Source organism: Brevundimonas sp. BH3, assembly GCF_045345115.1.
GTDB lineage: Bacteria > Pseudomonadota > Alphaproteobacteria > Caulobacterales > Caulobacteraceae > Brevundimonas.
The window spans coordinates 783,153-804,166 of sequence record NZ_CP150796.1 but is presented as its reverse complement, the minus strand read 5'-3'; the positions used below and the strand labels follow the sequence as shown (position 1 = coordinate 804,166).

The following is a 21,014-nucleotide window of genomic DNA, read 5'->3' as shown; positions in this document are numbered from 1 at the left end:
GAGGCCTTTTTGCTTATCCGGATATCGTTTCCTTATGACCCCTTCTGCTCAAGCTCTATGGGACCGCTATCGCGCTCTGCATCCCGATGCGCCACAGCAACCCTATGAAAGCTTCCATTTCTGCGACAATGCCGAGGATGCCGATATCTGTGCTGATCTTGTGGTGCGCGACATCAAACGCGCCACCGCCGCCTCGGTCGCCGAACTGGAGCTGTTCGGCATGCGCCCCGCCCGCGTCGGCGATGTTTCGGTTGTCACTACATGGGACGGAACTGCCGTCGCCGTCATTGAAACCACGCAGATAGAAGTACGACGCCTTGGAGATGTCGATGAGGCCTTTGCCCAGCGCGAAGGCGAAGGCGACCAGACACTGACCTGGTGGCGGGCCGCCCACGAAGCCTATTATCGCCGCATCCTGAAAGATACGGCCTATGTGGTGGATGATGATCTGTTGATCGTCTGCGAACATTTCGAGCGCGTACTCTAAGAGCTTTTCCTCTCAGGTTTTCGCGCATAGAAAAGGGCGGCTGGATCACTCCAGCCGCCCAGTTGCGCATTAGTTTCGGGATCAGTAACGAAGGCGCAACGTCAGACCATAGGTGCGCGGCTGACCTAGGAAGGCCGCATAGGTCTGGGTGTCGCGGGCCGGATTGTAGAAGCTGCCATCCGGTTGAACCGTCGTCTGGAAGGCCGAACCTTGCAGAGGCTGGTTGATGGCCACCTGCTTGTATTCGGTATCCGTAATGTTCTGGCCCCACAGTTCCAGCACCCAGCGGTCGGTATCCGAACCAAGGCTGATACGACCGTTCAGCACACCGAAACCATCCTGCATCTTGTAGGGCAGCAGATCGGAACCGGTGTTGAACTCGGTCATATATTTGCCGGTCAGATTGAAGCCGAACTGCAAGCCGTTGCCGATGCTGCGGTCAAAGGCAATCGAAGCCGTCGTTGACCATTCCGGCGCAAACGAGGCACGCGCCCCCGGCAACAGCGACAGTTGCGGGAAGTTACCCGGAACCGTCAGGTCTGCGGCGGTGAAGTCACCATATTTGGTGTCGGTATAGGTAACGCCGCCCGACAGGACGAGGCCTTCAACCGGCGTGAACCATGCGAAGTCAGCGTCGACGCCGCGCGAGGTCAGTTCTGGGATCGACTCCACCACGAAGGCGGTGCCGAGGAAGGTGTTTAGCTGGAAGTCCTCGAAGGTCTGATCGAAATAGGTCAGGTTCAGCAGGACCGAACGGTTGAACAGGGTGTTCTTCAGACCGATTTCATAGCTGTCGACAGTTTCCGACGGGAACAGCAGCGAGGCGTTCGGAGTAATGCCGGTCTGCACGCGGTCCATATTGTAGCCGAAGGACTTGTAGCCCTTGGCATATGAACCATACAGCATGACACTGTCATTGAACTTGTAGCTGGCCTTGATCGTGCCGCTCAACTCGCCGTCGTCGAAGGATTCCGAGATACGGCGGTTGTTATACAGCGGGTTCGCCCACGGCAGACACATATTGCCGATAATGGTCTGGGCAGCGCCCATACCTGCTGCCGGATTACCCTGCCCCAGTGCCGTTGCCAGCGCGGTCAGATTGCCGATGGCGCTGCCACAGGCCAGACCATTGGTGCCAACATTGGTTTGCAAACCACGGAGCTTTTTCTCGTCCATGGTGTAACGCAGACCCAGCGTGATATCGAACTTGTCGGTCACACGCCATGTGTTGTTAGTGAACAGGGCCACCGACTGGGTCGTCTGGGTATAGAGGTCCTGCACCGCATGACCGGTGCCAAAGCCCGGCCCCGTAGGAGCGGTTTGGCCGGTTACGCAACCAACGATCCCCGCAGCCGTCGCTCCCGGAGCCGTGACGCAGCCCGTGAGAGCCGGACTAATCGGAATGGCCGGATTGGCCGCATTAAGCGACGACGACAACAGCATCGACAGGAACGGCGTATAGTGTGCGCCGAAATAATAGCTGTCGTCACGACGGATCTGCTCGCGGGTCGCGAACACACCGAACAACCAATCCAGCTTGTCGGTCGCACCGGCCAGACGGAATTCCTGCGTCACGTTATCCAGCGAATAGCCGTAACCGCCATTGTTCTCGCGGTACATGATATCCAGCGTGGAGTAGTCGAGGTCCATGCCGTTGACGCCTTCCCACGAACGCCACGAGGTGACGGAGGTGAAGGTCGCATTCCACGACGGGATATCGATATTGGCTTCGGCCGACAGACCCATGTCTTCCATGGTTTGACCGGTGCCACGATTGGAATAGGCAGTACGGCTGAACGGCACCTCGCCGAAACCGGGCGTCGCCGGAGCGATTTGGCCGCCCAGCGCATTGACGATGCCGACGGTCGGGCCGACGCGGACCTGCGTGGCCACACAGCAATATTCATCGCGCTTGGTATAGTCGGCGATAAGACGGATCGAAGCGTTTTCAGACGGCAGGATCAGCAACTGGCCGCGGGCAGTCCAGAAGTCCTGGTTCTGGTCATCCGTTTCGGTGCGCGGGCCATTGCCGGTGACGACATCATAGAAACCGTCACGCTTGCGTGTGCCGACATAAAGACGACCGGCCACAGTATCGCTGAGCGGACCGGTGACCGAGCCGGTCACGCCCCATGCGCCAAAATTACCGACCGTCGCCTCGAAATTGGCTTCCGGCGAGAAGGACGGCGCTTCGGAGATGATGTTGATAACGCCAGCCGAGGTGTTCTTGCCGAACAGGGTGCCTTGCGGCCCCTTCAGAACCTCGATGCGGCTCAGTTCGCCAAGGTCACCGAACCCGACCGAGTTACGCGAACGGTAGACACCGTCGATCACGACACCGACCGAGCTTTCTAGACCGGGGTTGTCACCCACGGTGCCGACGCCGCGGATACGGGCCGTCGTGGAGGCTTCCGACTGGGTCGAGGTGACGGTCATGCCCGGGGTCAGGATCTGCAGATCCTTAATGTCCTTGACGCCAGCGCCATCCAGCGCTTCCTGCGACAAGGTGGTGACCACGATCGGCACTTCCTGCAGGCTCTGTTCACGCTTCTGTGCGGTGACGATGATGTCGTCTACCGAGGTCGGTGCATCCTGTGCCGCAGCGGCACCGGCAATGCTGAATGCCGCCCCGAAGGCAACGGCCGACACAGTGGTACGGAGTCTGGTATTAAATCGCATAGGCTTTACGGCTCCCGGCTTGTAGCCCGACCGCATCAGAGCGACCGCGCTCGTTTCCTGTCCCAATCGGACCGCTGCTCGTTCATTGGCAGCAGTTCCATACAATTGGGTAATCCAAGGCTCGGGAACCGACAAGACAACGAAGTTATGCGAAGCCGTATTTACACGGCTTCGCAGACTTCTGTGACGTGAAAGCGACACATTTCGATGACGCTAGGTAAAGGTATTTGCAGGCTTTTCAAGTTCCTATGACTTTATGCATCTGTTTACTTGATCTTGGCCTGTGCCTGATGACGTGACTGATGACGCGAAGCCGTCCCCAGAACCAAAGCCGCCACCACCGTCGACAGCAGCGATCCACCGATCACGCCCAGCTTGACCTCGACCTGCTCCAGCGAATCCACGGCACCGGGGAAGGCCAGAACACCGATAAACAGGCTCATGGTGAAACCGATACCGCACAGCAGGCTGACACCATAAAGCTGCAACCACGAAGCCCCCGACGGACGGTCGGCAATCTTCAGCTTGGTGGCCAGCCATGCCGCTCCGAAAACACCGATCTGCTTGCCGACGAACAGACCCAGCGCGATCGCCAGAACCAGCGGTGCGAACACCTGTTCGAGCGACAGGCCTGCGAAACTGACCCCTGCCTTGGCAAAGGCAAACACGGGCAGAACCAGAAACGCCACATAGGGATGCAGGTCATGCATGGCATCGCGCAGCGGGCTTGCCCCCGTTTCCTGACGCGGATTGACCGGCACGATGGCGGCAAAGGCTACGGCCATCAGCGAGGTCGAAAGCCCCGACTTGACCGTCAGCCACCACATGACCGCAAAACCCAGCACCCAAAAGGCCGCCGCCAGACGCCGACGCCCCAGCACGGCCATCCCCGCAATCACAGCCATGGCCCCGAACAGCGGCAGCCATTGCACGCCCTGACTAAACAGAGCCGCAATCAGCATGATCGCACCAAGGTCATCAACAATGGCCAGCGTCAGCAGGAAGACCCGCAGGGATGAAGGCAGGTTCTTGCCCACCATAGCAAACACCGCCAGCGCAAAGGCAATGTCAGTGGCCACCGGAATGGGCCAGCCCTGCGTCGGCCCGCCCATCAGACCGCTGATCGCCAGATAGACCCCGATAGGGGCCACCATCCCGCCCAGAGCGGCAATAATCGGCAGGGCCAGTTTTTTAGGATTGCTCAGCTCGCCCTTCAGAATCTCGTATTTGATCTCAAGACCAACCACGAGAAAGAAGACCGACATCAGGCCTTCCTTGATCCAGTTCGACGTCGTTTCCGCCAGAACCAGCGGACCGATCTGCAAGGTATGCTCGGCCTTCAGCCAGCTAAAATAATCCGTCGCCCACGGCGAGTTTGCCACGATCAGCGCCAACAGCGCCGCAAGGCCGAGTGCGGCACCGGATGCCGCCTCCGTTTTCAGGAAGTCGAGTGTAAGTTTCTTGGCCAAAATAGAGATCCGATAATCGGGTTGAACTTCGTGGCATCAGGTTATCGACGGACGCCGGACCGGATTCGCAGGGATCACTCCCGACGCCGGCCTGACACAGCCGCAGACTGCCCCTAGGGTGTCCCAACAAGCCGTGCCTGATCTCTGCCCCTATAAATACGCCACGGGCGCTACGGTTCAACCCTTTTGGTCATTGCGAAACGCCCGCCAATAGCCCATTTGCGACGCATGTCCGTAAATGATGTCTACCGCCCCGATCCCCGCTTTGCCCGATTGGGTACAGAATATAGCGAGACGGTAGCGCCAGCCGAATTTCCGCAAACCATTTTGCGCCTGCGCCATGATCGTGCGGCAAATGAGGTTGGGCTTGATACACTGACGGACGAAGAGTGGCTGAACCACTTCGGACGCTTTATTCCTCTGCCCGGTCAACCGGAGCCGCTGGCTATGGCCTATCACGGTCACCAGTTCCGCGTTTACAATCCCCAGATCGGCGACGGTCGCGGCTTCTTGGCCGCGCAACTGCGTGATAACCAAGACCGCCTGATGGATTTAGGCACCAAGGGTTCCGGTCTTACCCCGTTTAGTCGCCATGCCGATGGCCGCTTGACGCTGAAAGGCGGTTTGCGCGAGGCATTGGCGGCGGCGATGCTGGAAAGCCTTGGCGTACCGACCTGCCGTATCCTATCGCTCGTGGAAACGGGCGAAGAGCTTGAGCGCGGCGACGAGCCATCGCCGACCCGCTCGGCCGTGATGGTGCGCCTGTCGCACAGCCATATCCGCTTTGGCACCTTCCAGCGCGCCGCCTATTTCAGCCGTCGCGACCAGTTGGCCACACTGCTGGAACACGCCCGCAGCACCTATTATCCGCACCTTGCCGAAGGCGATGCTGCAGGCTTTCTGCATGAAGTCGTTCAGGCTCAGGCCAAGCTGTGCGCTCGCTGGGTGGCTGCGGGTTTTGTGCATGGCGTGCTCAACACTGACAATCTGAACGTGACCGGCGAGAGCTTTGATTATGGGCCGTGGCGCTTCCTGCCCCACTACGAGCCGGGCTTTACCGCCGCCTATTTCGACCATGACGGGCTTTACGCCTTTGCCCGCCAACCCGAAGCCGTGTTCTGGAACCTAACGCAACTGGCCGGATGCCTGAAGCTGATTGCCGAGCCGGAAGGTCTGGTCGCCAGTCTGAACGGGTTCGGCAATGCCTATATCCGAGAACTACGCGCAGCCTTCTTGATCCGCCTGGGCGTCAAATCGGTTGGCGAGGCGGCCGATCAACGCCTGCTGGACTGCACCCTCGCCCTGCTGCGTGAAAAGAGCGAGGAACTGCGCTGGGAGCCCCTCTTCTTTGACTGGTTCGGCGGTTTTTCGTCGGCGGCCCGCGCTTTGGGCGGCCCACGCGGAAAAGTCTATCAGGGGGAGACGTTCGACGCCTTCCGCTATGCGCTGATGGAACACGAGCCGGACCGCGCCGAGCGTCTGGAACACCCCATGTTCCGCAAGTCCGATCCCGAGGAAATGCTGATCGACGAGGTCGAAGCCCTGTGGGACGCCATTGCCGATACTGACGACTGGCAACCGCTTTACGACAAGCTGGCCCGTCTCGAAGCCGCCCGTTCGGCTTGGGATTTTGCAACAGTCGCGCAGTAAAGCCGCCTCGCTTCACCCCATGTGACAAATTTAAAGCTCAGCCATTGCAAATGATGGTATCAGACCCCACCTGCTATTTAGCAACAGTTTTTGTTACCGTAACATCCGAACACCTCCCCATGACGGACTATCCAGTTCAGCCTTCCATCCGCGCCAAGCTGAAGACCCGCTTGCAGTCAATCGCTCCACGCGCCTGCACCACGACGGCTAAAGCGGATGCCAAGCCCGTGCGCCAGCAACGTGTGCGGGCCATCTGGGTCAATGCCATGCTGTGGACGTTTCAGGGCTGGCTGGCGATGTTCTATGCGGGTGCCAGCTTTGCCAAGCTGACAGCGCCATCGAAACATCTGGCGATCCTGCTGGGCTGGGCCGAGCATGTCCCACAACAGTTTATCATGGCTGTGGGCGTGATCGAGGCCACGCTGGCGATCGGCATGCTGGTACCGATTTTCGGTTGGACGATCGGCAAACCCGTTCTGACCTATAGCGCTCTGGGCTTTCTGGCCATCCAAACCATTGTCGCCCTGTACCATCTGGTCAGCTTCGACATTCTGGCCACAATCCTGAATCTTGTGCTGATGGCTATGACTGCATCCATCCTGATCTTCAGATGCGCGCGTAACGCCCCCTAACCAGCACTACAGCGGCCTCGCCTCCCCGGCCCAACTTGCCCAATACCCACAACGCTCACCGACAACTTAACAAGGGTAGGTCGGTGAGCGTTTTGCATTTTAAAAAACAGCACCATTCTCGTAATGCGTTGCGATTGCGCCACAAGGCAAACGATAACAGCGACATTAAAACCAATGTTCTGCCAGATGCGTATTATTTGTTGACTATTGCTACGCAAATGCCATCGTTATCCCAATAATATATAATTGGGGAGTGAACTGATGGTACCTAAGCGTCATGTATATGCTTCGTTAGGGCTGATGCTCAGCGCAAGCGCCCTGCCTCTCTCGGGTCCAGCCTTCGCGCAGGAACAGTCCACCACACAACTGGGCGAGATCGTTGTAACCGCCCAGAAACGTGCACAAAATCTGCAAGAAGTTCCGGTCGCCATCACGGCCCTGAGCGCCGAGCTGGTTGAGCAGCTTGCGATCACAGATGCCCGCGATATCAGCGGCATGGCCCCCAATGTAACCATCATGCAGGGCACCACCAGCAACTCGGCGGCTGTCATTTCGATGCGCGGCATCTCGAACGGGGGCAGTGAGTCCTTTGGTCTGGACAGCGCCAACGGGCTTTATGTCGATGGTGTCTATATCGGTCGCTCGGGCGCGGCCGCCCTCGACGTCATGGACATCGAGCGCATCGAGGTTCTGCGCGGTCCGCAGGGCACACTGTTCGGTCGCAACACCACCGGTGGTGCCATTGCCTTTATCTCTCGTGCGCCGTCGGACGAGTTCCGCGCCAAGCTGGAAGCAGGCTATGGCAACTATAATGCCTGGAACGTCCGCGCCTCTATAGATCCGGGCGAGATTGCCGGTTTCGCCACCAGCTTCAGCTATAATCACAGCCAGCGCGACGGCGTGGTAGACAACATCCTGCAACCGGATGACTCCAAAGACCCCGGTGCGCGCAAATCGGACTCGTTCCGTGCTGCCGTCCGTCGTGATTTCGGCGATACAGCCAGCATCCAGTACATATTCGATTACAGCAAGGTTGACGGTATTACCCCGGCCTTCCAACTGACCCACGCCGGTGATGGCACACCCCGCAAGCCGATCCTGATCGACGGCCAGCAAATCGTCATCACCCAACCGGCTCCGGTTCTGCCCTATATGGCGGGCATCACCTTTACCCAGCCGCAGTGCGCTGCTCTATCGGCACCGACACGCAGCTATCGCGACAAGATGTGTAATGATCGCCCCAATACGGCGCTCGACGAAACCTGGGGCCACAACCTCCAGATTCAAAAAGATTTCGGCGCTTTCCAGGTTAAATCCACCACCGGCTATCGTATCTGGGAAAGCTCCAACGATACCGATCTGGACGGTTTGGGCACTTTCAATGGCCCCGTCTTTACTCAAGCCAGCTTGCTGAACGGCCTACCCGCAGGTTTGTTGGCCTATATCGTGCCGGACACAGCAACCGCCAACTATCTGGCCAGCCAGTCGGTGCCGCGCCAGACCCTGTCCTTCTTCGAGACCATGAACGAGCGCGAGCACAAGCAGTTCAGTCAGGAACTGGAAATCGCGGGCGACACCGACACGCTCGACTGGGTTGTGGGCGGCTTCTATTTCCACGAGAAGGGCAGCGAACATAACCCGCAGAACAGCGGCTATGTGCTGGACACCAACGGCATCTTCCTCGGTAGCTTCGGTGCCCTTGGCCCGTCGCTGGCGGCGGCCAATCCGGCCCGCTATCGCGCGGTCATCACCAAGTCGATTCTGGCCTATGAGGCCGAAAGCGAGAGCAAGGCCCTATATGGTCAGGGCACCTATTATGTGGGTGGCCGCGACGGCAAGCTGCGCCTGACCGCAGGGGGGCGCTACACCTGGGACAAGAAGGAAATGCACCGCACCCAGAACGGTGCGGCACCTCTTGCCGTGGTTGAACGCGGTGAAGCCAACTTCGATCAGTTCACCTGGAACCTGATGGCCGCCTATGACGTGCAAGAGCATGTCAATGTCTATGCCCGTATCGCCAGCGGTTACCGCTCGGGCGGTTTCAACTCTCAGGATCCGGTCATCCCCGGCACGTCTGAACTGGCCAGCTTCAATCCCGAAACCGTCATCTCCTACGAGGTCGGCCTGAAGTCGGAATTGTTTGATCGCCGCCTACGCTTCAACGCCTCGGCCTATCACAACATCTATACCGATCTGGCCGTCAACATCCCGCGCACCGATGCCCCTCCGGGGACGTTTGCGACCCGCGTGGGTAATGCCGGTGAAGTGACCTATACGGGCTTCGATATCGAAACCCAGGCCATCCTGAACGACCACTTCTCTCTGGATGCCAATCTTGGCTATGTCGACATCGAGTATCAGGAGTTCATGACCGGCCAGTCGATCGTGCCGGGCGCTGCGCCGATCAACGTCGCTTCGATCACAGAGGCCGGTTACACCTCGCCTCTGACCGCCAGTGTAGCCCTGAACATGGAATTTCCCGTGTCCTATGGCCGTGTGTTCGGCCGCCTCAGCTACACCTATGAAGATGGCAAGCTGAGCTTCAACAACAGCATCGGCGCACCGTTCAACGAGGAACTGCGCGGCGATGACCGCAATGTTGTCGATGCCCAACTGGGTATCAATGGCCTGAACTTCGGTAATGCCGAGGGCGAAGTACGCCTGTGGGTCAAGAACCTGACCGACAGCCACGACTTCGTGCGCGGTGTGGACTTTGCAGCTCTGGGGCTGGCAGGCGGCTACTATGCCGACCCGCGCACCTTCGGCATCACGGTCAGCGCCCGCTTCTGACGATAAAAGCCGGTGCGTTTATCGCACCGGCCACCTCTCTATCCTGCTAAAAAGCCCGCCGGTATTGCTACCGGCGGGCTTTGGTTTTCAGGCGCTTAAACCGATCAGGCGATCAGGGCTTCAACCGCTTCGGAGGCTCCGCGAATAGCGCCTTCGATATAGCCTATCCCGTTGGCATCACCCGCCACATGAATCCGATAGCCCAGCGCCGCGATCTGCACTGCCACAGAGGTATCGCCACTGGCCCCCATGGCCACGATCACATGGTCGGCCTGCACCGAGTGGATGCTGCCTTCCTTGTCGCCAAAGGTCACAGCCGTCTTGCTGATCGCGATGTCCGCAGCCCCGCGATGCAGGGTTACGCCATGCTCCTGAAGCTCGGCCAGCAGACGCGCACGGCGCACCAGCGTCAGACCGCGCCCCATATGGCTGTTCGGTTCGATCACCGTCACTTCGCGTCCGCGCTCGTTCAGGAACTCGGCCAGTTCCAGCCCGACCAGTTCACCACCGATAATTGCAACCTTACGGCCCAACGGCATCCATGTGTGTGACGCCTTGCGCACAAACTCCAGATTGTCCGTCATTCCGGTCATGGCTCCGACCTTGGTGGCCAGACGGGTCAGGCTGCCGGTCTTACGTTCCAGCGCGCCAGACGACTGGCCCAGCAACAGGTTGCGCATATCGTCGCCGCTAAAGACGTGTGGCAGGTCCGATCCGGCTAGAGCGGGCATATCGCGCCGTCCGCCCGTGGCCACGATGACCGCATCGGGTTTCAACCTCGCCAGCAGTTCGGGCGTGGCTTCGGTGTTCAGCCTCACCTCGACAGACGAGCGTTTCACCCGCGCGATCAGCCAGTCCAGCAGCCGCTCATTGGCCGGATAGGCCAGCGAGGCAAAGCGCAAGGTGCCGCCCAGACGGCCCGACTTCTCGATCAGGGTGACGCGATTGCCTGCCTCGGCTAACTGACAGGCCGCTTCCATACCCCCCGGCCCTGCGCCTACGACCACGTAATTCTGACCACTGACCCGATGGGTTTTGCGCTGCCACTCAAGTCCCGTCAGCGGATTGACCGCACAGCGCACAGGGTCCTGCGTATAGATGGCGCTGACGCAGGTGTAGCAATAAACGCAAGGGCGGATCAGATCGGGCTTTCCAGCGGCCAGTTTGCTGGGCAGAGACGGATCGGCCAGCACCTTGCGGCCCATGGCCAGAAAATCATACTGGCCGTTGCCGATGTGGCGGTTGGCCGCCTCCATCTCGACACGCCCCGACGCAATCACCGGCACCGTGACCGCGGCCTTGATGGCCGTAGCCGAAGGGATATTCGTTTCGGGATCATGGGGGATGTTCGACGCCGAATGCAGCTTGCCGATGGCCGAGTTGTGATAGCTGGACACGGTAATGGCATCTACGCCCGCGGCCTCGACCAGTTTGGCGGCGGCAATGGCTTCCTGAAGAGTAATGCCCCCTTCCCTGCCCGCTTCCCACGCATCCAGCTTGCACCACAGCGGATAGTCGGTCCCGACCTCGGCGCGGATGGCGGCAATCACTTCCAGCAACAGGCGAAGGCGGTTCTCCAGCGATCCGCCATAGCTATCGGTTCGGCTATTGCTCTTGGGCGAGATAAAGGACGACAGCAGATAGCCGTGGGCCGAGTGTATCTCGATACCGTCAAAGCCCGCCGCCTTGGCCCTGCGGGCCCCTTGCGCAAACTGTGACACCACCAGATCGATATCGGCCTGTTCCAGCACCTTTACCATCGGCATCTTCTTGGGTGCAAAGGCCGCCAGTTCCTCGGGCAGGAAGGACTGGACAAAGTCGCCCTTCATCGGCTGCGGCAAGGATGGTGCCCACAGAGGCACATCATGTTCACCCGCCGAATAGCCCGCATTCAACCCACCATGATGCAGTTGCGCGGCGATCTTGGCCCCGTGGCGGTGCACCCGTTTCACCATTTCGCTCAAGGCCGGAATAAACCGGTCGTCCGAAATAGCCGTTTGATGCGGCACCACAGCTCCCACTGGCCAGGCCACACCCACCACGCCCGAAACGATCAGCCCGGCACCGCCCTTGGCCTGCTCCTCGTGAAAGCCCATCATGCGCTCGCCGACCGTGCCGTCGGCTTCGGACAGCACTACCCCCATGGCCGAGACAACCATACGGTTACGCAGTTCCATAGTGCCGATACGACTCGCAGCCAGAAGGTGGGTGTAATCAACCGACATAGGTGACCTCCACGCTTTCAGACGAAAATTTAAACGCCCCCCGCATTCGCATTTCCTCACCCTCATGCTTTATTGATCGTCGTTATCGATAAGTTTTATGCCCTTCACTACGCAAATCAAGGATTTCCCATGAATTACGGATTCGATGGCAAGGTCGCATTGGTCACCGGTGCCAGCGGCGGTATCGGCCGCGCCACCGCAGTCGCCTTTGCCGCCTCGGGCGCTTCGGTTGTGGTCTCCGATGTGAACGACGCAGGCGGTCTGGAAACCGTCGCCCTGATCACAGCCGCAGGCGGCAAGGCGGTGTTCCAGCACTGTGATGTGGCCAATGCCGATCAGGTCAAGGCGCTGGTGGCGCGGGCCGTCTCGGAATACGGACGCCTCGACTTTGCGCACAATAATGCCGGCATCAACTCGATGGGGGCCAATGAATACGAAGACGAAGTCTGGGCCCGCAGTCTTGGTATCAACCTGACCGGCGTCATGATGTGTATGCGTGAGGAGGCCGAGGTCATGCTGAAACAGGGCAAGGGAGCCATCGTCAACACCGCCTCGATCAACGGTCTGGTCGGCAATGCGGGGCAACCGGCCTATGTCGCGACCAAGCACGGCGTGGTCGGTCTGACCCGCCACGGGGCGCTGCGCTGGGCAAAGGCGGGTATCCGCGTCAATGCCGTCTGCCCCGGTGTGATCGAGACCCCGATGACGGCCCCGCTGGCGGCCAATCCCGACATGCGCAAGATCATGGACAACCTGACCCCGATGGGCCGCATGGGCCGCGCCGAGGAAATCGCCGGTGCGGTTCTGTGGCTGTGTTCGGATCAGGCCAGCTTTGTCACCGGCCACCCGCTAGTGGTGGATGGCGGGGCCACCGCGACCTAAACCCTCAACTCTACCAAGCCTGAAATGACAACAGCCGCCCCCTGATCCCAGAGGGCGGCTGAAGTTTTTGGGCATTCACCTTGCCGTTACTGCTCTTGTAGCTTGGTGCGATCCTGTTCGATCCGGCGGCTGGCGATCATGGCAATCACCGAGGCGACAAACCCGATCGGGATCACCACTGTCAGCGCCAGCTTCAACGAGTCCGTGCCATCCCCGAACGACTGGCTCAGCAGACCCGTGATCCACGGTCCGAGGAAGTAGGACAACAGGGTGGTGATGGCCAAAAACAGTGCCGTCGCCGTGGCCCTGAAACGGTCCGGAAGGATGTATTGCAAGGTCGCATAGATGCCTACCGACCAACCACCGCCCATCAGGCCCGCCGGGATGGCCAGCCACTTGGCCAGTGCAAACGAGCTGGACCATGTCACCGCCAGAATAACCAGTGTCGCAGAGCCCAAAGCCAAGGCTGAAAGACGTACCGGCCACGCCATGTCACGCTTGGCAAAACGGTCGGACACCGCGCCGAAACACAACATGCCTATCAGGCCCGCCAGACCGAAATTCACCGCAAAGGCCGTCTTGGCCACGACCGGATCCAGACCATAGTTGCGGGTAAACAGTTCCGGCCCCCAATAGCCAAAGGCGATGCCCGACATGGCCCCCAGACCAAAGGCAAACATCATCAAAACAAAGCTGGCATTGCGGCTCAAAATGCCGATCAGCGCCGTCATGGGAATGGTCACCGCCGAGGCGGTTTCACTGACCACACGCGCCGGATCACGAACCACCAGCGCCATCAGAGTACCAACACCGATGCCAATAGAGCCCAGCAGATAGAAGGCGAAACGCCAGTCATGCATCTCGGCAATGGCCGGACCACCCGCCTGACCGATGATCTGTCCCACATAGGTCGCCACACCCAGCAGACCAAAGGCCAGACCGCGACGCTCGGGTTTGAAATAGGCCGCCAGCAGCGAATAGGCCGGTGCCGCAAACGAGGCCTCGCCAATGCCCACCGCCGCACGGGCAATGGCCAGACTGACCTCGCCCTGGGCCATGCCGGTGGCGATAGTGGCCAGACTCCAGGTCACACAACCAATGGCGATGATCATCTTGCGGGACCAGCGGTCTGCCAGACGCGCCAGCGGAATCCCCGCCACCACATAAAGCACCACAAAGGCGGGTCCCATCAAAAGGCCGATCATGCCGTCGCCCAGTCCGAACTCGGCCTTGATAGGCCCGATCAGTCCGGTCAGCAAAAAACGGTCGGCGAAATTGACGATCGAGACCAGCAACAGCATGGCCAACACGATCCACGGATTGGTTGTCTTAGTCGCTGTCATGACATCAATCCCTCAGCACCGAGCCGCCATTGACGTGCCAGACCTGTCCATTGACCCACTGGCCGTCATCCGAAGCGAGGAAGGCGACCGCACCGGCAATATCCTCGGGCTTGCCAAGGCGGGTGTGCGGCAACTGGGCCAGAAACTGTTGCGCGTATTCTTCGGTCAGATGCTGTGACAGGGCCTCGGTCATCACCATACCGGGGCTGATGGCATTGGCGCGGATACCCTGTTTGCCGAATTTGCGGGCCACATGGCGCACCAGCGCATGGATGGCATTCTTGGTCATCGGATAGGCGACCTGCATCGGATTGCCCGAGGTCGCCGCGCCCGACGAAGTATAGATCATCGCCCCGCCGCCGCGCGCGATCATCACCGGCATGGCGGCCTGACTGGCCAGAAAATGGCTCTTGGTATTGATGGCGAACGAACGGTCCAGCACCTCTTCGGTGCAGTTGAGGATGTCCACATCCCCTTCGGTGCCGCCCGCCAGATTGGAGTGGTAGAAGTCCAGCGCACCGAACTCGGACAATGCCGCCTGAACTATATTGGCCTGTGATGCGGCCAAAGTGCCGTCCAGCATCACGCCTATGGCGCGTCCGCCGGCGTCATTGATAAGCTGGGCTGTTTCTTGTGCCCACGCTGCGTTTATGTCACCGATAACGACAGCAGCGCCTTCTTCGGCCAAGCGCCGAGCAGTGGCTGCGCCGATACCACGGCCCCCACCGGCGACAATACCGACCTTGCCTTTCAAGCCGCGCATTTCCACTCCCCAGTTTTCGCTTTATGCGTTCTTATAAAGTTAAGATAACACGCATATATCGAACCAAATGCAATACCAAACGTCGTTATCGTATTTTTAAACGACCAATTTGACGCATAAAGAAAGGCAAACCGATGGGGCATGATCTATCGGGCAGAACGGCCCTGATAACAGGCGCTGCCGAGGGCATCGGCCAGGGTGTCGCGCACAGGCTGGCTCGTGATGGAGCCACCGTCATCATTGCCGATTTCAACGAAACCGCAGGCCGACAAACCGCACGCGACATTGCAAACAACGGTGGCAAGGCCCGCTTTGTAGCCGTGGACATCACCGACAAGGCCAGCGTTATGGACATGATAGCCGAGGCAGGTCCGGTCGATATTCTGGTCAATAATGCCTGGCGTGGCCAAGGGATTGGCCGCATCGAAAACAAGACCGATACCCAATTCGACACCACCTTGCGCATGGGCCTTTATGCCTGCCAGTGGACCAGTTCGAGCGCCCTGCCCCACATGAAGGCGCAGGGCTGGGGCCGGATCATCAACATGGCCTCGCTGAACGGGGTCAACGCCCATATGGGCAGCGCCGATTACAATGTCGCCAAGGAAGCCCTGCGCGCCCTGACCCGTACGGCGGCACGCGAATGGGCAGGTTATGGTATCTGCTGCAACATCGTCTGCCCTGCGGCCCTGTCGCAATCGGCGCGCCGTATCATGGAACAGCAACCGGGCATGATCGAGCGTATCAGCGCCGCCAACCCTATGGGCCGGATGGGCGATCCCGAAACCGATATCGGTGGCGTCTGCGCATTTCTGGCCAGCGACGATGCGCGCTACCTGACCGGCAATACCCTGTTTGTCGATGGCGGTGCCCACATCAATGGCGTGGCATGGGCACCTGATCTCGGCGAAGACTGACGTCTATAGGCGCGGGCGTTTATCCGCCCACGGTGCCGCCTTCTCCAACTGGCCTGCCAGTTGGAACAGCGTCGCCTCGTCGCCATAGCAGGCCATAAACATCACCCCTATCGGCAATCCCGAGGCGGACGTCGCCAAGGGTACCGACATGGCCGGTTGCCCTGTCAGATTGGCCAGTTGTGCAAACGGAGAGAAGACCGCGATCCTCTGGCCCCATTGTGCAAAATCGACATCCGGCGACAGATTGATCTTGCCCAGTTCCAGCGGCGGTGCCGCAAGGGTGGGCGACAGGATCAGATCATAGTGCTGCATGAAGCGGGCAACCTCGACGGCGGCGGTTTGCAGGGTGTTATTGGCCCGCGCAAAATCCATTCCTGTCGTCTGCTGGCCGTATCCGAAGAAGGCCAGCGTGATCGCTTCCAGATTATCGGGCCCGGGAACCAGCCCCGTCGCCTTGGCGCGATCCAGCAGGTCCGCCGCAATAGACGAGGCGCTCAGCACAAAGCTGGCCACGCCGATAGCGGCGGCATCCAGTTTCGGGGCCGCTTCCTCGACATGGTGGCCCAAGGCCTCGCATAGTCTTGCTGCCGCACGCGCCGCCTCGACCGCTTCTGCATCAACCGGACTACCCGAGGCGGGCGTCAGCATCAGCGCGATCCGCAACGGACGTGGGGCCTTGTCCACATAGGACAAGAACGTCCCTTCCGGCGTCGGGGCCGCATAGCGCGAACCCAGCTCGACCCCGTGCGTCGCATCCATGATGGCCGCACTGTCGCGCACAGAACGTGTAATGGCATGGTGGACAGACAGACCGCCCCAGCCTTCTGTACGCGTTGGTCCCATCGGAATACGGCCACGGCTGGGCTTGAGGCCGAACAGGCCACAGCACGAGGCTGGAATACGGATCGAGCCGCCGCCATCGGTCGCATGGGCCGCAGGCAGGACGCCCGCCGCCACCGCCACCGCTGCACCACCGGACGATCCGCCCGCAATATGGGCCGGATTCCACGGATTACGGGTGTCGCCCTGAAGCTTGTTTTCGGTACTGGCCGACAGGCCGAACTCGGGCGCTGTCGTTTTGCCGAACACCACAAATCCGGCCTTTTGGGCGCGGTTCACGATCTCGGAGGTGACGCTGGCGCGATCGCCTTTATAGAAGCGGCTGCCGTTCTCGGTCACTTCACCGGCGATGGTGGTGTTCAAATCCTTGACCAGCCAAGGCACGCCGGAAAATGGCCCTTCGGGCAGGCCCGCCGCAATGGCCGCGCGACCCAGATCATAATGTTTCTGGGCCATAAAGTTGAAACGCGGATTCAGCGTCTCGGTGCGCAGGATGGCCTCTTCCAGCAGTTCCGACGCCGAGACCTGACGCTGGCGCACCAAGTCCGCCAGCCCCAGTGCATCATGTGTATCCAGCGGACTGCCGGACCGGACCGGAGCCGCCATAACACCCGCTGCCGGAGCCAGAGCCGCCGCAGCGGCTCCGGTTGCGATCAGGTCCCGCCTGTTCATCATGACGACGGTGTCGCGTAGTAGCGCGAATAGTATTTGCGGAACTGCGGGATCGGACCGTCACCGTCACAGATGGTCGGGTTAGGCTCGTACTTCTGGCGATCCCAGACAACCTTGTCCTGATCGAACTGCTTGCAGATGTCGCGGATGATGGCCTTGGCCACACCGGCCCGCTCGCCCTCGGCCTGTTTACGCGGCTGGGTAAAGCAGAAGCGCGCATGGACATGGTCCAGCTCAACAGGGGTGATACAGGCCACCAAAAGGGTCTCGGAAATGCCGGTAAAGCGTGTCCAGCTCTGGCCCGGCCCCATGGTGTCATAGCTGATGCCGCCATCGACCTCGCCCCACGGCGTGCCCATCTTGGCTTTCACATCGGCTCCACGCCCCCACTCGTCCCAGCGTAGTTCGCCCAGCGGTACATTGGCGGTGCCGTGGATGAATTTGAAATGGGCCACATCCACGCCGTTCTCGGCCATGTTCTGGATTGAACCCCAGACATTCCATTCGTGGATTTCGTAGTCGGTCCAGTCGGGGTCCGAGGCTTCCGGCTGGTGCTGCACCTCGAACAGCGGTGCGATATTGTCGGGGTGGTACCACATCCAGATCCAGCGGTTGGCTTCCACCACCGGATAGGTTTCCGTGCAGCGGCGCTTGACCTTGGGCGGGATCAGCTTGGCATAGGGGATGTCCTTGACCACGCCCTCCTCACCATCATAGCGCCAGGCATGGAACGGGCATTCCAGCAGGTTGCCATACACCTTGCCGCCATAGCCCATATGGGCGCCCAGATGCTTGCAATAGGCATCGATGATGCGGACCTTGCCGTCCTCGCCACGCCACATGGCCAAGTCCTTGGCGAAATAGCGCAACGGTTTCACTTCACCGATGGCCAGATCGCGTGACAGGTCGATGGCGTACCAGCCAAACGGGAAGCCGATATCCAGATTGCGCTCGGCAACCGAGGCGCGTCCCTTCACCTCGGCCTTGCGCCAGTCCAGAAGGTCCTGACCACGCAGCTTGTCGAGGATTTGCCAGACGGCGACCGGTGCGGTGCGAGCGTCGGTTGCGGCTTCAGGTGTAGGATTTGTCACGGTTCTCTCCTGCACTGTCATTTCAGGTCAAAGACTTTGATCGCGTTTTCACGCAGGAATTTCGGCCACACCTCGTCCTTGAACGGCACATTCTGCATGTCCGAGAAAATGCGGTCCAAACTCAGCCCCATCGGGAAGTAACCGGCATAGATGATCTTGTCCGCGCCGCGCGTATTGGCGTAGTCGATGATCGCCTTGGGGTAATGTTTGGGCGCAAAGGCACTGGTCGAATAATAGAGATTCGGCCATTTCAGCATCAGCTTCACAGCCAGCGCTTCCCACGGTTCGGCCCCGTGGCGCATGACGATCTTAAGGTCGGGGAAGAACCAGCACACCTCGTCCAGATGCTCGACCTTCTGGGTCTCCATCGGAATGCGCGGCCCCGGAATACCGACATTCAGCAGGATCGGAATCCCCAGTTCCGCCGCACATGTATAGAGCGGAAACATATATTTGTGGTTGATCGCCACCTGCGGCAGCGTGCCCGACGGAAAGACACTGATGGCCGAGATACCGACCTCGGCATGAAGGCGCTTGATGCGACGAACCTCTTCCACACCCTTGTTCGGATCACACGGCACATCAAAGAAGAACCGGTCGCCGTATTTCTCCTTGGCCCGACGCGAGGTCTCGTTGTCGTTCCAGCCGACCAGCGCCTTGTCGATGTTGAAACGGTCCATCTGTTCGACGGTCCATTTCACATAGTCATCGACGTTCGAGGTCTGCGGAATGTCCTTGAACATGTACTGGGCCGGCATGGCGAACTGTTCGAGCGTCTGCTTGTCCTTGATCAGCGGACGGAAAGGATCGAACCAGTCGGAGCGGTCATCCGCCTCGGGGATGCCCAGCATGGTGTCGATGACGCGGATACCTTCAGGCATAGCCATGGATTTTGTCCCCCGTTTTCGCCTGCGCAGCGGCAAGCTGTGGCCACGCCTTGCGCAGCGCCATTTTGTCGATTTTACCTACGTGATTGCGCGGTAGCGGCTCCGAGAACACCACCACCCGAGCCGGTGCCTTGTAGCGGGCCAGACGTTCGCCAACCCAGTCAATGATGGCATCGCCGTTGCGGACATCGCCGCCGACAACCGCCACCAGAAGTTCGCCCAAACGTTCATCGGGGATACCGAAGGCGGCACATTCGGTGACCCCTTCGAACTCGCCCAGAACGCGCTCAACCTCGGCGCAATAGATGTTCTCGCCGCCGGAAATCACCATGTCCTTGGTGCGGTCGATGATGAAGACATAGCCTTCCTCGTCGATGTAACCGATATCACCTGTGCGCAGCCAACCCTCGGCTGTAAAGGCCTTGGCATTCTCCTCGGGCCGGTTCCAATAGCCCTTCATCACCAAGGCGCTACGCACCAGTATCTCGCCGCTTTCGCCCGTCGGAAGGATTGTGCCGTCCGGCCCTTCGATACAGACATTGGCCAAGGGCAGAACCCGTCCGGCCGACGCCTTCTTGCGCATGAAATCCTCGCCCAGTGCCTGGGCAAAGGCACCCGAGGTTTCGGTCATGCCATAGCCCACCCCAAGCACCACTTCGGGGCAATGCTCGCGCAGGGAATCCAGCAGATTGATGGGTAGGGCCTGACCGCCCGAGCCGATATTCTTCAGGCAGGTCAGGTCATGATCCTGAAGCTTGGCTCCGTTGACCAGATCCCAGATCATAGTCGGTACAGCGGCGAAGTTCGTGACCCGCTCGCGCGCGATCAGCCGCACCGCCTCCTCCCCGCTCCAACGGCGCATGATCACCACCTTGGAACCGGCCAACAGCGGCGACAGGAAGGATGATCCCAGCCCTGAAATATGGAACAGCGGATAGACCAGAAGGCTGGCCTGTTGCGGCATGTTGGCCATCAGGTCTTGCGGCGACATACCATAGGCCTTGGCCATGTTGTGCAGCACCATAATGCCCGAAAGCTGTGCGCCCATCAGACCCGTAATCAGGCTGCGGTGCGACAGGACCGCCCCCTTCACCCGTCCGGTCGTGCCGGAGGTAAACAGGATGGCGCAGTCGTCGTCAGCCTTGGCCACACCCGTATTTTCAACCGCTACGGCCGCCCGACGCTCGATCTCCTCGGGCGGGAACGGCTTGGTCAGGTCCAGCATCCGGCCCGTATAGCCACCTTGCCGGATCAGTTCGGCGCGTCGGGTGTCGGCCAGCACCACAGCAGGCTCGACATCCTCGATCATCGCCACGATTTCGGAAGGGGCACCGCGGCTGTTCAGCAGTGCGGCAACACCACCGGCCTTCATGACGGCCAGATAGGCCACCATCCATTCGGCGCGGTTGCGCATACAGATGGCAACACGGTCGCCGCGCTGGATACCCAACATGGGAGTAAGTTGATCACGCCATGCAAAGACCTGTTCAAAGGTCAGCCGACGCTCTTCCCCGTTGGACGAGAAGTCCACAAGGAAGGTCTTGTCACCATGTCGGCGCGCGGACTCAATCATCAGATTAAGGTCCGGTGCCGCATTGGCGAACTGGAGCAGGCCATCGACCTGCGCCAGTTCAAAAGGTGTTCCGGGGGCAGTGACAGCAGCGAATACAGGATCGATTTGCGTCAT

At 60.0% G+C, this 21,014-nt stretch carries 15 protein-coding genes; 6 read left to right on the top strand and 9 right to left on the bottom strand.

The window, feature by feature from the left end; genetic code table 11:
• The first annotated feature begins 34 nt into the window (after positions 1–34).
• On the top strand, positions 35–487 hold the full coding sequence (locus tag WEU32_RS03860; RefSeq protein ID WP_406852933.1) for an ASCH domain-containing protein: 453 nt from the start codon (positions 35–37) through the stop codon (positions 485–487).
• An 81-nt stretch (positions 488–568) separates the two neighbouring features.
• On the opposite strand, the gene WEU32_RS03855 is transcribed toward WEU32_RS03860, so the two are convergent.
• On the bottom strand, positions 569–3,166 hold the full coding sequence (locus WEU32_RS03855; RefSeq protein WP_406852932.1) for a TonB-dependent receptor: 2,598 nt from the start codon (positions 3,164–3,166) through the stop codon (positions 569–571).
• A gap of 266 nt (positions 3,167–3,432) precedes the next feature.
• The gene (gene nhaA / locus WEU32_RS03850; protein ID WP_406852931.1) at positions 3,433–4,635 is read right to left on the bottom strand and encodes a Na+/H+ antiporter NhaA; all 1,203 of its coding nucleotides are present in this window, start codon (positions 4,633–4,635) and stop codon (positions 3,433–3,435) included.
• Positions 4,636–4,863: 228 nt separating this feature from the next.
• Between nhaA and WEU32_RS03845 the strand changes: the two genes are divergently transcribed.
• From WEU32_RS03845 to WEU32_RS03835, 3 genes are all read left to right on the top strand, one after another.
• Positions 4,864–6,285 (top strand): protein adenylyltransferase SelO family protein, encoded by a 1,422-nt coding sequence (locus tag WEU32_RS03845; protein ID WP_406852930.1) that lies wholly within the window; start codon positions 4,864–4,866, stop codon positions 6,283–6,285.
• Between the two features lie 119 nt (positions 6,286–6,404).
• A complete protein-coding gene (locus WEU32_RS03840) occupies positions 6,405–6,917 on the top strand; it encodes a DoxX family protein (protein WP_406852929.1) in 513 nt (170 codons plus the stop codon).
• Positions 6,918–7,178: 261 nt separating this feature from the next.
• Entirely contained in the window at positions 7,179–9,707 is a 2,529-nt protein-coding gene (locus WEU32_RS03835) for a TonB-dependent receptor (protein WP_406852928.1), read from the top strand.
• 104 nt (positions 9,708–9,811) lie between these two features.
• Here WEU32_RS03835 and WEU32_RS03830 read toward each other — a convergent pair whose 3' ends face one another.
• Entirely contained in the window at positions 9,812–11,932 is a 2,121-nt protein-coding gene (locus tag WEU32_RS03830) for an FAD-dependent oxidoreductase (protein WP_406852927.1), read from the bottom strand.
• 129 nt (positions 11,933–12,061) lie between these two features.
• On the opposite strand from WEU32_RS03830, the gene WEU32_RS03825 reads away from it, so the two are divergent.
• On the top strand, positions 12,062–12,814 hold the full coding sequence (locus WEU32_RS03825) for an SDR family NAD(P)-dependent oxidoreductase (RefSeq protein WP_406852926.1): 753 nt from the start codon (positions 12,062–12,064) through the stop codon (positions 12,812–12,814).
• 86 nt (positions 12,815–12,900) lie between these two features.
• Here the strand turns inward: WEU32_RS03825 and WEU32_RS03820 are convergent, their stop codons facing one another.
• A complete protein-coding gene (locus WEU32_RS03820) occupies positions 12,901–14,157 on the bottom strand; it encodes a spinster family MFS transporter (protein WP_406852925.1) in 1,257 nt (418 codons plus the stop codon).
• Between the two features lie 4 nt (positions 14,158–14,161).
• On the bottom strand, positions 14,162–14,920 hold the full coding sequence (locus WEU32_RS03815; RefSeq protein WP_406852924.1) for an SDR family NAD(P)-dependent oxidoreductase: 759 nt from the start codon (positions 14,918–14,920) through the stop codon (positions 14,162–14,164).
• Positions 14,921–15,054: 134 nt separating this feature from the next.
• On the opposite strand from WEU32_RS03815, the gene WEU32_RS03810 reads away from it, so the two are divergent.
• Positions 15,055–15,837, top strand: coding sequence for an SDR family NAD(P)-dependent oxidoreductase (locus WEU32_RS03810; RefSeq protein WP_406852923.1), 783 nt, complete (start codon positions 15,055–15,057; stop codon positions 15,835–15,837).
• 3 nt (positions 15,838–15,840) lie between these two features.
• On the opposite strand, the gene WEU32_RS03805 is transcribed toward WEU32_RS03810, so the two are convergent.
• From WEU32_RS03805 to WEU32_RS03790, 4 genes are read right to left on the bottom strand one after another with little or no spacing between them, the layout of a single operon-like run.
• Positions 15,841–17,352: an amidase gene (locus WEU32_RS03805; RefSeq protein ID WP_406852922.1), complete on the bottom strand. Its 1,512-nt coding sequence runs from the start codon at positions 17,350–17,352 to the stop codon at positions 15,841–15,843.
• Complete coding sequence (locus WEU32_RS03800; protein ID WP_406852921.1) at positions 17,349–18,440, bottom strand: Rieske 2Fe-2S domain-containing protein; 1,092 nt, start codon at positions 18,438–18,440, stop codon at positions 17,349–17,351. The genes WEU32_RS03805 and WEU32_RS03800 overlap by 4 nt, the downstream gene beginning before the upstream one ends.
• Positions 18,441–18,457: 17 nt before the next feature.
• Complete coding sequence (locus WEU32_RS03795; RefSeq protein ID WP_406852920.1) at positions 18,458–19,327, bottom strand: amidohydrolase family protein; 870 nt, start codon at positions 19,325–19,327, stop codon at positions 18,458–18,460.
• Positions 19,314–21,014, bottom strand: coding sequence for a class I adenylate-forming enzyme family protein (locus WEU32_RS03790; RefSeq protein WP_406852919.1), 1,701 nt, complete (start codon positions 21,012–21,014; stop codon positions 19,314–19,316). Before WEU32_RS03790 ends, WEU32_RS03795 begins: the two co-directional genes overlap by 14 nt.